Annotated in this window: 14 protein-coding genes; 12 read left to right on the forward strand and 2 right to left on the reverse strand. The window is 68.7% G+C overall.

Annotated elements, in window-relative coordinates; genetic code table 11:
• Window positions 1-188 precede the first annotated feature (188 nt).
• The 7 genes from ACZ5MJ_RS21770 (at window position 189) to ACZ5MJ_RS21800 (ending at window position 7,503) form a co-directional block, all read left to right on the forward strand.
• A complete protein-coding gene (locus ACZ5MJ_RS21770) occupies window positions 189-2,630 on the forward strand; it encodes a TonB-dependent receptor (RefSeq protein ID WP_464225723.1) in 2,442 nt (813 codons plus the stop codon).
• A gap of 149 nt (window positions 2,631-2,779) precedes the next feature.
• Window positions 2,780-4,000: a helix-turn-helix domain-containing protein gene (locus tag ACZ5MJ_RS21775; RefSeq protein WP_464225724.1), complete on the forward strand. Its 1,221-nt coding sequence runs from the start codon at window positions 2,780-2,782 to the stop codon at window positions 3,998-4,000.
• 37 nt (window positions 4,001-4,037) lie between these two features.
• Entirely contained in the window at window positions 4,038-4,685 is a 648-nt protein-coding gene (locus ACZ5MJ_RS21780; RefSeq protein WP_464225725.1) for a Vgb family protein, read from the forward strand.
• Between the two features lie 131 nt (window positions 4,686-4,816).
• Complete coding sequence (locus ACZ5MJ_RS21785) at window positions 4,817-5,014, forward strand: hypothetical protein (RefSeq protein ID WP_464225726.1); 198 nt, start codon at window positions 4,817-4,819, stop codon at window positions 5,012-5,014.
• Between the two features lie 106 nt (window positions 5,015-5,120).
• Complete coding sequence (locus ACZ5MJ_RS21790; protein ID WP_464226569.1) at window positions 5,121-5,642, forward strand: hypothetical protein; 522 nt, start codon at window positions 5,121-5,123, stop codon at window positions 5,640-5,642.
• 112 nt (window positions 5,643-5,754) lie between these two features.
• A complete protein-coding gene (serA, locus tag ACZ5MJ_RS21795) occupies window positions 5,755-6,981 on the forward strand; it encodes a phosphoglycerate dehydrogenase (RefSeq protein ID WP_464226571.1) in 1,227 nt (408 codons plus the stop codon).
• A 183-nt stretch (window positions 6,982-7,164) separates the two neighbouring features.
• A complete protein-coding gene (locus tag ACZ5MJ_RS21800) occupies window positions 7,165-7,503 on the forward strand; it encodes a hypothetical protein (protein WP_464225727.1) in 339 nt (112 codons plus the stop codon).
• Between the two features lie 43 nt (window positions 7,504-7,546).
• Here the strand turns inward: ACZ5MJ_RS21800 and ACZ5MJ_RS21805 are convergent, their stop codons facing one another.
• Entirely contained in the window at window positions 7,547-8,503 is a 957-nt protein-coding gene (locus tag ACZ5MJ_RS21805) for an L-threonine 3-dehydrogenase (protein ID WP_464225728.1), read from the reverse strand.
• Window positions 8,503-9,702, reverse strand: coding sequence for a glycine C-acetyltransferase (kbl, locus tag ACZ5MJ_RS21810; RefSeq protein WP_464225729.1), 1,200 nt, complete (start codon window positions 9,700-9,702; stop codon window positions 8,503-8,505). The genes ACZ5MJ_RS21805 and kbl overlap by 1 nt, the downstream gene beginning before the upstream one ends.
• Before the next feature lie 104 nt (window positions 9,703-9,806).
• Here kbl and ACZ5MJ_RS21815 point away from each other — a divergent pair, with 104 nt between their 5' ends.
• From ACZ5MJ_RS21815 to ACZ5MJ_RS21835, 5 genes are all read left to right on the forward strand, one after another.
• Complete coding sequence (locus tag ACZ5MJ_RS21815; RefSeq protein ID WP_464225730.1) at window positions 9,807-10,403, forward strand: helix-turn-helix domain-containing protein; 597 nt, start codon at window positions 9,807-9,809, stop codon at window positions 10,401-10,403.
• 165 nt (window positions 10,404-10,568) lie between these two features.
• Window positions 10,569-11,036, forward strand: a complete 468-nt coding sequence (locus ACZ5MJ_RS21820; RefSeq protein ID WP_464225731.1) for a nucleoside deaminase — start codon at window positions 10,569-10,571, stop codon at window positions 11,034-11,036.
• Window positions 11,037-11,378: 342 nt separating this feature from the next.
• On the forward strand, window positions 11,379-11,588 hold the full coding sequence (locus tag ACZ5MJ_RS21825; protein WP_464225732.1) for a hypothetical protein: 210 nt from the start codon (window positions 11,379-11,381) through the stop codon (window positions 11,586-11,588).
• 62 nt (window positions 11,589-11,650) lie between these two features.
• Entirely contained in the window at window positions 11,651-12,352 is a 702-nt protein-coding gene (locus ACZ5MJ_RS21830; RefSeq protein WP_464225733.1) for an intradiol ring-cleavage dioxygenase, read from the forward strand.
• 70 nt (window positions 12,353-12,422) lie between these two features.
• Window positions 12,423-13,889, forward strand: coding sequence for an MFS transporter (locus tag ACZ5MJ_RS21835; protein ID WP_464225735.1), 1,467 nt, complete (start codon window positions 12,423-12,425; stop codon window positions 13,887-13,889).
• Window positions 13,890-14,171: the final 282 nt, after the last annotated feature.

The following is a 14,171-nucleotide window of genomic DNA, read 5'->3' on the forward strand; positions in this document are numbered from 1 at the left end:
CTCGCCCGCTGACCGCTACCCGGGCTGTCCCGTTTTGTGACAGGTGCGAGCCAACGCCGTGGCTTGGCCGCAATGTCGACGCGCGGCCGGAACCCGATCTCCCAAGGCACGGTACGAAACCTGCTGAGGGCCTCCGGTCAGGCGCTACCCAATGCAGGTATGCGCCGCCCTTCCGGAGGAGACGGAACATGCCAGCCAACCCGCGCCCTGCACCGCAAGGTCAGCCGCCATACAACGCCGTGGCCCGCCGCGGCAGCCTCGCCCGCGCGCGCCCCGCCGTGGTGGCGGTGGCCATCGCGCTGCTGACCCAGCGTCCCGCTGTTGCGCAACAGGACACTGCTGTCCCAAAGGAGGACAGCAACTTGCTGCCGGAGGTCCTGGTAGTGGCCGCCGCGCCGCTGCCGGGCATCGGCGTGGCCAGCGACCTGGTGCCCTACACCGTGCAGACCGTGCGTGGCGACGACCTCGACGGCTCGCGCGCAGGCAACCTGGCCGAATACCTGAACCGCAACCTGGCCGGCGTCAACGTCAACGACATCCAGGGCAGTCCGTTCCAGACCGACATCACCTACCGCGGCTTCCGGGCATCGTCGATCCCCGGCGTGCCGCAGGGCCTGTCGGTGTACCTGGACGGCATCCGCGTCAACGAGCCCTTCGGGGACGTCATCAGCTGGGACATGATTCCGGAGGCGGCGCTGGCGAGCGTGTCGCTGGTGTCCAGCGCCAACCCGGCCTACGGCCTCAACACCCTGGGCGGGGCCCTCGCCATGACCACCCGTTCCGGGCTGGACTCGCCCGGCTTCACCGCCGACCTGTCCTACGGCAGCAATGCCCGCAAGCGCGCCGACCTGTCCGCCGGCGTGCGCAGCGACAGCGGCTGGCATGCGTTCGCGGCCGGCACCCTGTTCCAGGAGAACGGCTGGCGCGACCAGTCCGACGGCCGGCTCGGCAATGTCTTCGCCAAGGCCGGCTATACGGGCGATACCAACAGCTGGGACGTCTCCGTGCTGCACGGACGCAGCACGCTGACTGGCAACGGCCTGGTGCCCAGCTTCCGCGCCAGCGGCGGCGGCATGCTACCCGATCTCTACCAGGCCAACCGGAGCGCCGTCTACACCTACCCCGACCAGACCCGCAACCAGGTAACCCAGGCCACGGTCAACGGCCGCCACTGGTTCGACGACAAGACCAGCGCCGCCGCGCTGGCCTATGTGCGCACCAGCCGCCGCGACACCACCAACGGCGACGTGAACCCGGACTATGCGGCCTATGCCGAAGCCTGCGAGGACGGCTTCAACGCCGACGGCAGCCCGCGCGGCGAAGGCTGCGGCATGACCCGGGCGCAAGGCGCATCGCTGCATCCGGCCGTGCTCAACACCACCCATATGTGGCAGCAGACCGTCGGCATGGCGCTCAGCGCGGCCAAGGAGACCGATCGCCACCTGCTCAACGCCGGCCTGACCCTCGACCGCAGCCGCCTGACCTATTCGCAATACACGCAGCCCGGCACCTTTACCGACGACCGCGGCGTGGTGGCCGACCCCGCTGAACCCAACGCCCTGTTCTCCGGCGTCAGCGGCACCGCGCGCATGCTCGGCCTGTACCTGTCCGACACCTGGTCGCTGACGCCCACCACATTCCTGACGGCCTCGGCCAGGTGGAACCACGTCACGGTCAGCAATACGCTGCGCAACAGCGACGGCAGCGAACAGCCGCGCGAGAGCTTCACCTACCGCCGCCTCAACCCGGCACTGGGGCTCGCGCAGAAGCTCGGCGGCGGCGTCACGGTGTTCGGCGGCTACGCCCAGAACAACCGCGTGCCTACCGTGCTCGAACTCGGCTGCGCCGACCCGGCGCAGCCATGCCGCCTGCCGGCCGGCCTGCAGGCCGACCCCTACCTCAAGCAGGTGGTCTCACACTCGTACGAGGCCGGCGTGCGCTGGCTCCCGCAAAAGGACACCGAGGTCACCGCCTCGCTCTACCGCATCGACAACCACGACGACATCCTCTTCCTGCGCGCGCCGAACACCCAGCTCGGCTACTTCGCCAACTTCGACCGCACCCGCAACCAGGGCCTCGACCTCAGCGCCCGCCAGCGCCTGGGCGATGTCACGCTGCGGCTGGCCTACAGCTACCTGCAGGCCACCTACGAGTCCGCCGGCCAGCTTGCCGTCGGCGAACGCACCATCGACATCCACCCGGGCATGCGCATGGCCGGCCTGCCCCGCCATACGCTCAAGCTGGGCGTGGACTGGCAGGCCCTGGCCGGCCTGACGCTCGGCGCCGACCTGGTGGCAGTGTCCAGCACCGTTTCCAGCGGCAATGAAGACGGCCTGCGCAGCGACCCGCAGGCGGGCGCCGCGCCGAAGACCGCGGACTGGCATACGCCTGGCTACGCCACCGTCAACCTGCGCGCGGCATACAAGGTAAGCAAGCAGGTTGAGATCTATGCGCGCGTGGCCAACCTGTTTGACCGCCGCTATGAGACCTACGGCCAGATTGCGAACGATGTGTTCCCCGGCGGCAGCCTGGTGCGGCCGCACGTGGCCCCCGGCGATGCGGCCAGCGCGCTCTTCGTGGCCCCGGGCGCGCCGCGCAGCTTCTGGCTGGGCGTGGTGTTCAGGATGTAGCCCGGATGTCGCCGTCATCGGGGGCGTGCGAAGCGCAGTCGTGTGGTCCCCGTCCACCCCTCCGTTGGCCAGTGGCCGTGTGCTAGATTAAGCCCGGGCTACCAAACGGTGGGAGCGACAAGTGTGGCGGGATTTCTGGCGGGATTCGGATGGACTCACGCATAGCGGCCGCGGCGCTCGCGCTCGCTGCGGGTGACCCGCTCGGCGCGCTGAACCGGGTCGCCTTGCGCGACGACCCGCCCGCGCTGGCGCTGCGCGGCATCGCGATGGCGCAACTCGGCGACTTCGCTCGCGCCCGCACCCTGCTGCGCAGCGCGGCGCGCGCCTTCGGCCCGCGCGAGGCGGTTGCGCGCGCAAGGTGTGTCGTGGCCGAAGCCGAGATTGCGCTGGTCTCGCGCGACCTGGGCTGGCCGGCCGGGGCGCTGGACACCGCGCACGCCACCCTCGCCGCGCACGGCGACCGGGTCAACGCCGCCTATGCCAGCTATCTCACGGCCCGGCACCTGCTGCTGACCGGCCGCATCGATGACGCCGGAGAAGCGCTGGACGGACTCGACCCCGCCACCCTCCCGCCCGTGCTCCAGGCCACCCATGCGCTGGTTGCCGCGGGCATCGCCATGCGCCGCCTGCAGTCGAAGCCGGCCGCCGCCGCCATCGCCCAGGCCCGGCGCGCAGCGCGGCGCGCAGGGATTCCGTCGCTGAGCGCCGAAGTCGAAAACGCGGCACAGGCACTGCGCAGCCCCGCGGCACGGCGCATTGCGCGGGGCGACGAGCGGCCGCTGCGGCTGGACGAAGTGGAAGCGTTGCTGGCCTCGAAGGCGCTGGTCGTGGATGCTTGCCGCCATGTGGTGCGCAACGCCGGCGCGGTGGTCTCGCTGGCTACGCGACCGGTATTGTTCTCGCTGGCACGCGCACTGGCACAAGCCTGGCCGGAGGACGTGCCCAGGGACACGCTGATCGCGCACGCCTTCCGCACCCGGCACGCCGATGCTTCGCACCGCGCGCGGCTGCGGGTCGAGATCGGTCGGCTGCGCACGCTGCTGCGCGCGCTGGCCGGCATCAGCGCAACCGGGCGCGGCTTCGCCCTGGAGCCACACCGCGCCCGCGAGGTGGTGGTGCTGGCGCGGCCAGTCGAAGAAAAGCACGCAGCGGTGCTGGCCCTGCTTGCCGATGGCGAGTCGTGGTCCAGCTCGGCCCTGGCGCTGGCCCTGGGCGCCAGCCAGCGCTCCGTGCAACGGGCACTGGAGGCGCTCTCCGCCGCGGGCAAGATCCAGTCGCTTGGCCACGGGCGCGCGCGCCGCTGGATGACGCCGCCGCTGCCCGGATTCACGACGGCCTTGTTACTCCCCTCGCCATTGCCGATTGACTAGCATGGGTCATGCAACAACTAACCGACGAGGATGAATCATGAAACGATCAAGCGCCGAAGTGCTTCGCGAATATGGCCCCTTTCCTGGCATCGACCATGTGCATGGCGTCACCTTTGACGGCCGGCAGGTCTGGTTTGCCAGCGGCGACAAGCTCAATGCGCTGGACCCGGCCAGCGGCAGGACGCTGCGCGCGCTGGAGGTTCCGGCCCATGCGGGCACGGCCTTCGACGGCCAGCACCTGTTCCAGATCGCCGAGGACCGCATCCAGAAGATCGATCCGCAGAGCGGGCGCGTGCTGGCCACGATCCCCGCGCCGGGCGGTGGCGGCGACTCAGGGCTGGCCTGGGCCGAGGGCACGTTGTGGGTCGGGCAGTACCGGGAGCGCAAGATCCACCAGGTCGATCCGCAGACCGGCGCGGTCCTGCGCACCATCAACTCCGACCGTTTCGTCACCGGCGTTACCTGGGTCGATGCCGAACTCTGGCACGGCACCTGGGAGGGCGACCAGAGCGAACTGCGGCGCATCGATCCGCAATCGGGCGCAGTGCTGGAAGCCATCGCCATGCCGCCGGGCGCGGGGGTGTCCGGGCTGGAGTCCGACGGCGCCGACCGCTTCTTCTGCGGTGGCGGCAACAGCGGCAAGCTGCGCGCCGTGCGCCGGCCCCGGCACGACGACAACGACTGAAGCAAAGCCGCCCCGGGGCTGGGCGGGCATACCCGGCGCGGCCGTCTTCACGATTCCTTACAGACAACCGCGCCGGCACGCTCTATTCTCCTGTCGCAAACGGGTTCCCCCGACACAACAAGGAGAAAGCGATGAAATCCGCCCTGGCCTTTCTGATTGCCTGCAGCGCGCTGCTCGGCGGCTGCGTGGTAGCCCCACCCTATGACGACTACGGCGGCGGCCCCCAGGGCTGCCCTCCCGGGCAGGCCAAGAAGGGTAACTGCCGCGTCGACGCCTACGGCAACGAGTCCTTCTGCCCGCCGGGCCAGGCCAAGAAGGGCCGCTGCTAAGCGCTGGCAGGCCGCGTCAGCCAGTGTTGCGTGGGCCAGCCCGGTGGCGGGACAATAGCGGATGCGGACATCCCGTCCGCAGGAGAGCACCATGTCATCCCGGCTCATGCCAATCAGATCTATCGGCAAGATGTGCGTTGCCGCTGTCGTGCTCGGCTCGCTCGGGGCCTGCGCAGCGCTGCAGCCCGAGCAGACCGGCAGACAAATGATCGGCAGCCCGGAAAGTGCTGTACGCAATACATTCGGCCAGCCCACCGAGACCTTCCGCCTGGCCGACGGCACCACGCGCTGGCTCTGGTCGCGCCAGCCCTTCGGCCACGAGGTCTACGCGGCCGATTTCGATGCCGGCGGCAAGCTCACCAGCTATCGCCAGATGCTGACCGAGCCGGAGATCTATCGCGCCCAGGTCGGGGTCTGGACCAAGCAGGACGTGCAGGAACGCTTCGGCCTGCCGCGCGAGCCGGTCCAGTACTACCCGCTGATGAAGCGCGAGGCCTGGTCATGGCGGATGTACAAGGACGGCCTGCAGACCGCGCATTTCAGCTGCTACTTCGATGACGCCGGCGTGCTGCGCCAGACCATGATCATCGTCGATCCGCTCGGCGGCGACAGGCGCCGCGCGCGCTGACGCGGCACCCGGCGCAGCGGCCGGTGCCAATGCCGGCAGCAGGGACTCCCCGGCCTGGGCACGGTTTTGCGCGCAGAATGGTGGGGATGCGGCAATGTCCGCCAACCCCTCCATGCGGAAAACGAACGTGACCACTGCGATCCTGCTCGAGAACATCCACCAGAGCGCCAACGCCCGGCTGACTGAAGCCGGCCTGCAGGTCGAGCGCCGCACCGGCGCGCTGGCCGGTGCCGAACTGCGCCAGGTGCTGGCCAGCCATGACGTGGTCGGCATCCGCTCTGCCACCCACCTGCGCGCGGACGATATCCGCAGCGCCCCGGGGCTGCTCTCGATCGGCTGTTTCTGCATCGGCACCTCGCAGGTCGACCTGGACGCCGCCACCGCCGCCGGCATCCCCGTTTTCAATGCGCCCTTCTCCAATACCCGCTCGGTGGCCGAACTGGTGGTGTCCGAGGCGGTGATGCTGCTGCGCCGGATCCCGGAGAAGAACGCGCTGGCGCACGCCGGCAAATGGGCCAAGGGCGCCGCTGGCGCGTTCGAGGCGCGCGGCAAGACCATCGCCATCGTCGGCTACGGCAATATCGGCTCGCAGGTAGGCGTGCTGGCTGAATCGATGGGCATGCACGTGGTCTACTACGATGTGCTCGCGCGGCTCTCGCACGGTTCCGCGCGCGCCGCCGGCTCGCTGGAAGAAGCGGTGTCCCAGGCCGAAGTGGTGACCCTGCACGTGCCAGCCACGCCGCGCACGCGCAATATGATCGATGCGCGCATCCTGGCCGCCTGCAAGCCGGGCGCGATCCTGATCAATGCCTCGCGCGGCAGCGTGGTGGATATCGCGGCGCTGGCCGTGGCGCTGCGTGAAAAGCGCCTGGCCGGCGCGGCCATCGACGTGTTTCCGGAAGAGCCGAAGACCAACAACGACCCCTTCGCCAGCGAACTGCAGAACCTGCCCAACGTCCTGCTGACCCCGCACGTCGGCGGCAGCACGGAAGAAGCGCAGGAGAACATCGGCACCGAAGTTGCCGCCAAGCTGGCGCACTTCCTGGCCACCGGCGGCACCATCGGCGCCGTCAACTTCCCCGAGGTCGACCCGGGCCCGCTGCACGCGCCGGCACGCCTGCTCAACGTGCACGGCAACGCGCCGGGCGCGCTGGCGGCACTGAACACGCTGCTGGCGCAGGAAGGCGTGAATATCACCGGCCAGCACCTGCAGACGCGCGGCCACACCGGCTATGTGGTCACCGACATCGACCGCGTACCGTCAGGCCAGCTGATGCAGGCGCTGCAGGACCATGCTGGCTTTGCGCGCTCACGGCTGATCCTGCGCGGAGCCGCGTAGCCACGAGCGGCCATCGCCAAAACGGCTCCAAGGCAATTGTCACAGCAGTGTCTCAACCCTTAAGAAAGTTCTGATCGCGCCGCTATGATCAAAGAGGCCCACGCGGGATCCGCGGGCCGGCACTGAGCGCGATCTGCGTGGCGGCCCGCATCGGCGCCACGCTAACAATAATGAGGGTTAAACATGTCGCTTGAACGGAGCAGGAAGGCCGCCGGCGTTGCCGGCCGGCTGATCGCAGCAAATCTGCTGGCCGCGGCCGGCACCGCGGCTGCGCATACCGGCACCATTACCTTTATTGGGGGGATCTCGTACCCGTCATGCGGCTTCAGTCCGTCAGCCGGACTGGTGCAGGCGAACTGCCAGCAGCCTTCGGGAAAGATCGTCTCGGTCCCGGTCGCCGTGCCGCCGGCCCGGCTGCTCCGGCAGACGCGTATCGGCGCGGCCAGGCTTGAGATCGAACCGGCCCATGCCGGCCGGCCCGGTGCGCCGGACGCGTACCTCGTGGTGGTGACCTATCAGTAGATGACACTGCTGGCAGGCGCCCGCGCGATCGCGCCGTACTGCCTCAGGCAGCCAGCGTCGCCTGCAGGTTGGCCAGCATGTCCGCCACCATCTCCTTCAAGCCGTACTCCGCCCGCCACCCCCAGTCCGCGCGCGCCACCGAATCGTCGATCGAATCCGGCCAGCCCTGCGCAATCGCCTGGCGATAGTCAGGTTCATAGCGGATCTGGAAGCCCGGCACCTGCTCGCGGATGGCCGCTGCGATCTGCGCGGGCGTGAAGCTCATGCCAGCGATGTTGTAGCTGCCGCGCTCGCCGAGCTTGTCCGCCGGCGCTTCCATCAGTTCGATGGTGGCGCGGATGGCATCGGGCATGTACATCATCGGCAGGGCCTCGTCTTCCTTCAGGAAGCAGGTATAAGGCTCGCCCTTCACCGCCGCATGGAAGATATCGACCGCATAGTCGGTGGTGCCGCCGCCGGGCGGGGTCTTGTGCGAGATCAGGCCGGGATAGCGCACGCTGCGCACGTCCACGCCGTGGTTGGCGTGATACCAGCGGCACCAGCCCTCGCCCGCCTGCTTGGAGATGCCGTAGACCGTGGTCGGCTCCATCACGGTCTTCTGCGGCGTCTGGTCCGACGGCGTCGTGGGCCCGAAAGCCGCGATCGAGCTCGGCCAGAACACGCGCTCCAGCCCGCTCTGCCGCGCCAGCTCCAGCACGTTGAGCAGGCTGGTCATATTGAGGTTCCAGGCCCACTGCGGCGCCTTCTCGCCGGTAGCCGACAGCGCCGCGGCCAGCAGGTAGATCTGGGTGATGCCATGGCGCTCGACCACGGTGGCCAGCTCGCCCCGGTCGGTGGCGTTGAGCATCTCGTGCGTCAGGTGCACGTGGCGGCCCGTGGGCACCACGTCGGAGGTGATCACATTGGTGCGCCCGTAGCGCTCGGCCAGCGCCAGCGCCAGCTCGGACCCGATCTGGCCGTTGGCCCCGACGATCAGGATCTTCGGTTTGCCATCTTCCATCAGATCAGCCCCAGTTCGCGGCCAGCCTGGCCGAAGGCATCGAGCGCCGCCTGCAACGCGGCCTCGTCATGCAGCGCGCTCATCTGCACACGGATACGCGCCTGGCCCTTGGGCACCACCGGGTAGAAGAAGCCCACCACGTACACGCCCAGCTCCAGCAGCCGCTGCGCAAGCTGCTGCGCCTTGTCGGCGTCGTAGACCATGATCGGGATGATGGGGTGGTCGCCTGCCTTGACGTCGAAGCCCAGCTTGTCCAGCCCGGCGCGGAAGAATCTGGTGTTGCGCTCCAGACGATCGCGCAGCTCGGTGCTGCCTTCCAGGATATCGAGCACCGCGATCGACGCGCCCACGATGGCCGGCGCCACCGTGTTGGAGAACAGGTAGGGCCGCGAGCGCTGGCGCAGCAGCGCCACGACCTCCTTGCGCGCGCTGGTGAAGCCGCCCGAGGCGCCGCCCAGCGCCTTGCCCAGCGTGCCGGTGATGATGTCGATCTTGCCGAACACGCCGCGCGCCTCATGCGTGCCGCGCCCGCGCTGGCCCATGAAACCGGTGGCATGGCACTCGTCGATGCCCAGCAGCGCGCCGTACTCGTCGCAGATCGCGCGCATCTGGTCCAGCCGCGCCACGGTGCCGTCCATCGAGAACACGCCGTCGGAAAACACCAGCGCGTAGCGCGCACCATCGGCCCGCGCCTGCTCCAGCTGCGCGCGCAGGTCGTCCATGTCGTTGTGCTCATAGCGATAGCGGCGCGCCTTGGACAGGCGGATGCCGTCGATGATCGAGGCATGGTTGAGCGCATCGCTGATGACCGCGTCCTCCGCCCCCAGCAGCGTTTCAAACAAGCCGCCATTGGCATCGAAGGCCGAGCCGTAGAGGATGGTGTCCTCGGTGCCGAGGTAGTTCGACAGCCGCGCCTCCAGCGTCTTGTGCAGGTCCTGCGTGCCGCAGATAAAGCGCACCGAGCTCAGCCCGAAGCCATGCGTGCGCAGCGCCTCGTGCGCGGCCTCGATCACCCGCGGGTGCGACGACAGGCCCAGGTAGTTGTTGGCGCACAGGTTGATGACCTCGCGGCCATCGGTGGTGCGCACGCGCGCGCCCTGCGGCGTGGCGATCACGCGCTCGTTCTTGTACAGCCCGGCGTCGCGGATGGCTTGCAGTTCGTCGCGGATGGACGCATGGAAGGCCTCGGCATTCGGCATGGCTTGACTCCCGTTGGTGTGCGAGGGGTATGCTAGGATTCGATCGATAAATCGAACACGTTCTGTATATCGAACGTTTTGCGCAATATAACGAACATTATTCCATGACGCAAGCCCTCGCCCAGACCCCGCAGACCGACGGGCCGCCCGCCGTCGGCATGGCGCTGCAGGCACTGCGCCAGCAGCAGCGCCTGTCGCTCGACGAACTGTCGCGCCGTGCCGGGGTTTCCAAGTCGATGCTGTCGCAGATCGAACGCAACCTGGCCAACCCCACCGTGGCGGTGCTGTGGCGCCTGGCCAATGCGCTCGGCGTGAACCTGGCGGATTTCCTCGCGGGCGGCGCGGCCGAGCGCCCCGGCGGCGGCATCGCCGTGGTCCAGCCACACGCGATCCCGTCGCTGAAAAGTCCCGATACCCGCTGCGACCTGCGCATCCTGGGCCCGATCGACCTGGCCGGGCGCTTCGAATGGTATGAACTGACCATCCAGGCCGGCGGCGTGCTGGCGTCCGAGCCGCACGAGGCCGGCACGCAGGAACACCTGTCGGTGCTGAGCGGATCGATGACGGTGCGCGCGGGCGCCGATGAAAAGAAGCTGCGGCACGGCGAGACCGCGCGCTATGCGGCAGATGTCGTACATGCGATCTCCAATGGCGGCAAAACCACTGCCACCGCCCTACTGGTTGTAGTGCATCCGGGCTGACGCGAAAAGGGAGGCGGCTGCGCGCCGCCTGTTGCCGCGCAGCGCGCGCACGGCCCAAATACGCCCTATAACAACGGACGCCACCATGCGCACGGACGCTGACCTATAGTCCCCAGGCCCGCACCACATCCGCCTGCACGGGCCAGGCCTCAATGGAGACAACGCGTGTCGACGACCGAAGCCTATCTGCTTGATTCCATCCGCCTCGCCATGGAGAACGTGCGCGAACGCAATACCTGGCCCTTCGGCGCCGTGGTCGTCAGGGAAGACAAGGTGCTGGCGCGCGCCGTGAACGAGGTGGATGCCAACTGCGACCCGAGCGCGCATGCCGAAATGCAGGCCGTGCGCGCCGCCAGCCGCGCGCTGGGCAAACCCGACCTGAGCGGCTGCACCGTCTATGCCAGCGGCTACCCCTGTCCGATGTGCCTGTCGGCGATGTACCTGGCCGGCGTCGAAGCGGTCTACTACGCCTACTCCAACGAAGACGGCGCGCCGTACGACCTGTCCGCGGAGCGCGGGTACATCGAGCTGGCCCGTCCGCTGGAACAGCGCGAGCTGAAGCTGGCCTACGTGCCAGCGCGCGCCGAGGGCATCGACCTGTACGAGGCCTGGCGCGAGCGGCAGGGCCAGTAGGCCGGGCAAGCCAGTATGGGGCGGTAGGCTGCCGCCCCAATTCCACAGCGCCGGCATGGCCATCACCTTGTCACCTGGAGGTGGTTAATATTGGCGATGACGGCGCTGCGACGCCCGATCACATGTAACGGCCAGCCGTTGCACGGAACCGCGCGCTGCCTGCCTCGTCAAACCAACTGATCGCCGGAGACAGGCGCCGCACTGCAGCATTTCGCCGCAGCGCAGCACGCGCAGCCGGCATGTGCGGCATCGTCGCCCCGATCGCTTACGTCTTCCAGCGCCTGGCGCAGTTGCGCCGCGCAGACTCCCAGCAAACGCCCCCCTCTTGCCAAGGAGACGAACGTGCTGAGCCCGCATGAACTTGCCACGCTGCTATTACTGAGCGATGGTCCGGATTCCCTCGATTTCAGCGATTCCCGCCAGATCGATCCCATCGACCTGAAGGCACTGGTCGAAAAGCAACTCGTAAAACTTGAAATCCTGCACGGCTCCCGCCAGGAGCCGCGCATCACCAGCCACGGCTACTCGATGCTCAAGGCAATGGGGCGCTGAGGTCCCAGCCCAACGCTGCAGCACCCGCCGCAAGGCACCCTCGCAACACCACGGAGCCCACGATGACGGCGCGTCCGCCCATTGGCGCCGACTGCACGGCAGATGTCGATGCGGCGCGCCGCCGCTTCCTGCATGACCTGGGCGGCCTGCTTGCCGCTGCCGGCATCGCGCCCGACACGGCAGCGGCAGCGGCCACGCCCGCCGCGTGTCTGCTGACGCCCTCCGCCACCGAAGGCCCCTTCTACCTGGACGACGCCCTGGTACGCGCCGACATCCGCGACGACCGCCCCGGCCAGCCCTTGCGGCTGCGCGTCCGGGTGGTGGACGCAGAGCACGGCTGCGCGCCGGTGCCGGGTGCGCTGGTCAGCATCTGGCATTGCGATGCCGACGGCAGCTACAGCGGCGAGGGCACCGGCAACCGCCAGGCGCGCTTCCTGCGCGGCGTCCAGCCCACTGGCCAGGATGGCGTGGCGACGTTCATGTCGATCTATCCAGGCTGGTACGCGCCACGCGCCATCCATATCCACTTCAAGGTGCTGCTCGGACACACGGAGGCCCTGACCAGCCAGCTGTACTTCAGCGATGCGCTGAACCGCGAGGTGCTGGGCACGCATCCGGCTTATCGCGCGCACGGCGTGCCGTCGCGCGCCACGGCGCAGGATCCCATCGCGGGCTCTCGCCCGAACCTGATGCGCGTACACCAGGCCGCCGATGCAGCGGGGCTGCTGGAGGCCGAGTTCACCGTCGGCATCGCCCGCGCCTGAGCCGAAGTTCCTGCCACGACCGCCGGGCGCGGCGTCAGCCGCATGCCGCTGTTTCCTATACTGGTTGGCAATGCCAACCGATACCGCCCTCGCCAGCGTTGCTGTCGACACTGCATTCCGCACCGACATCCCCGGGCGGCTGGACCGCCTGCCGTGGTCGCGCTGGCACTGGCGCGTGGCGATTGCGCTGGGCATCGCCTGGGTGCTCGATGGCCTGGAAGTCACGCTGGTCGGCTCCGTCGGCGCCGTGCTGGAGCGGCCCGATACGCTGGGGCTGAGCGCGACGCAGGTGGGCTGGTCGGGGTCGCTCTATATCGCCGGCGCGGTGCTCGGGGCGTTGGTGTTCGGGCGCATGGCCGACCGGCTCGGGCGCAAGCGGCTGTTCCTGGCCACCCTTGCGGTCTACATGGCGGCGACGCTGGCGACTGCATTCGCGCCCGGCTTCGCCTTCTTTGCCGCGTGCCGCTTCTTCACCGGCCTGGGCATCGGCGGCGAGTACGCGGCCATCAATTCCGCCATCGACGAACTGATCCCCGCGCGCGTGCGCGGGCGCGTCAACCTGGCCATCAACGGCAGCTTCTGGCTCGGCGCGGCGCTCGGCGCGGGACTGAGCCTGGTGCTGCTCGATGCGCGCGTGCTCGGCCCGGTATGGGGCTGGCGTGCCTGCTTCGCGCTGGGCGCGGTGCTGGCGGTGGCAATCGTGCTGGTGCGCAGGCACGTGCCAGAGAGCCCGCGCTGGCTGGCCACCCACGGCCGCCTGGCAGAGGCCGAGCGCGTCATCGCCGCGATCGAGGCCGAGGTACGCGCCCGCCACGGCCCGCTGCCGCCGGTGGCACCCGATTGTGTCGCGGTGGCCATGCGCCGGCGCACCGCACCGGGCGTGGGCGAAGTCATGCGCCTGCTGCTGCGGCGCTATCGCCAGCGCAGCGTCATCACGCTGGCGCTGATGGTGGCGCAGGCCTTCTTCTACAACGCGATCTTCTTCACGTATGCGCTGGTGCTGTCACGCTTCTATGCCGTGCCGGAAGCGCGCGTGGCGCTGTATATCTTTCCGTTCGCGCTGGGCAACGCCCTCGGGCCGCTGCTGCTCGGCCCGCTGTTCGACCACATCGGGCGCCGGCGCATGATTGCCGCCACCTACGTGCTGTCTGGCATCGGCCTGGCACTGACCGGCTGGGCCTTCGTTGAAGGCTGGCTCGATGCGCGCACGCAGGCCTTGTGCTGGTCAGCGGTGTTCTTTCTCGCCTCGGCCGCGGCCAGCTCGGCTTACCTGACCGCAAGCGAGGTGTTTCCGCTGGAAATGCGCGCGCTGGCGATCTCCGTGTTCTACGCCGTGGGCACCGGCACCGGCGGCTTCGTCGCACCGCTGCTGCTGGGCGCGCTGATCGAAAGCGGCAGCCGCGAAGCCGTGGCAGCTGGCTATGCTTTCGGCGCGGCACTGGTGATCGTCGCCGGACTGCTGGCCCTGCGCTACGGCATCGATGCCGAACGCCGCCCGCTGGAACACATCGCACCGCCGCTCGGGGTCGACGACTAGCGCGATCACATCGGGCAATCCTCCGCGATCAGCCGGCAATCCACGTCTTCTCCATATCCTCAGCGCTACCCTCAAAGCCTGTCGCACTCGCCGTGCACCGCATGCCATCTTAATGCCGTGTTAAGCGGTGCTATAGCCTCCCCTTACACATTTTTACAGCAAGCGAGGGGGTAACTGACTAGCCTTAACTCACCTGCGGCGGCCTGAGTGCGTGAATCTTTGCTTCAACGGGCTGCCATTTCTTGGCCATTGACTGGCCATTGTTCAACTCTGCCTGGATGA

Source organism: Cupriavidus sp. LA-1 (genome assembly GCF_055385985.1).

What these genes read in the sequence shown, in the direction of transcription:
- ACZ5MJ_RS21800 (WP_464225727.1), top strand. Translation starts at nt 7,165, where the DNA reads ATGTCGCTTGAACGGAGCAGGAAGGCCGCCGGCGTTGCCGGCCGGCTG.
- ACZ5MJ_RS21780 (WP_464225725.1), top strand. Translation starts at nt 4,038, where the DNA reads ATGAAACGATCAAGCGCCGAAGTGCTTCGCGAATATGGCCCCTTTCCT.
- ACZ5MJ_RS21830 (WP_464225733.1), top strand. Translation starts at nt 11,651, where the DNA reads ATGACGGCGCGTCCGCCCATTGGCGCCGACTGCACGGCAGATGTCGAT.
- ACZ5MJ_RS21775 (WP_464225724.1), top strand. Translation starts at nt 2,780, where the DNA reads ATGGACTCACGCATAGCGGCCGCGGCGCTCGCGCTCGCTGCGGGTGAC.
- serA (WP_464226571.1), top strand. Translation starts at nt 5,755, where the DNA reads ATGCGGAAAACGAACGTGACCACTGCGATCCTGCTCGAGAACATCCAC.
- ACZ5MJ_RS21805 (WP_464225728.1), bottom strand. Translation starts at nt 8,503, where the DNA reads ATGGAAGATGGCAAACCGAAGATCCTGATCGTCGGGGCCAACGGCCAG.
- ACZ5MJ_RS21815 (WP_464225730.1), top strand. Translation starts at nt 9,807, where the DNA reads ATGACGCAAGCCCTCGCCCAGACCCCGCAGACCGACGGGCCGCCCGCC.
- ACZ5MJ_RS21835 (WP_464225735.1), top strand. Translation starts at nt 12,423, where the DNA reads ATGCCAACCGATACCGCCCTCGCCAGCGTTGCTGTCGACACTGCATTC.
- ACZ5MJ_RS21785 (WP_464225726.1), top strand. Translation starts at nt 4,817, where the DNA reads ATGAAATCCGCCCTGGCCTTTCTGATTGCCTGCAGCGCGCTGCTCGGC.
- ACZ5MJ_RS21770 (WP_464225723.1), top strand. Translation starts at nt 189, where the DNA reads ATGCCAGCCAACCCGCGCCCTGCACCGCAAGGTCAGCCGCCATACAAC.
- ACZ5MJ_RS21790 (WP_464226569.1), top strand. Translation starts at nt 5,121, where the DNA reads ATGCCAATCAGATCTATCGGCAAGATGTGCGTTGCCGCTGTCGTGCTC.
- kbl (WP_464225729.1), bottom strand. Translation starts at nt 9,702, where the DNA reads ATGCCGAATGCCGAGGCCTTCCATGCGTCCATCCGCGACGAACTGCAA.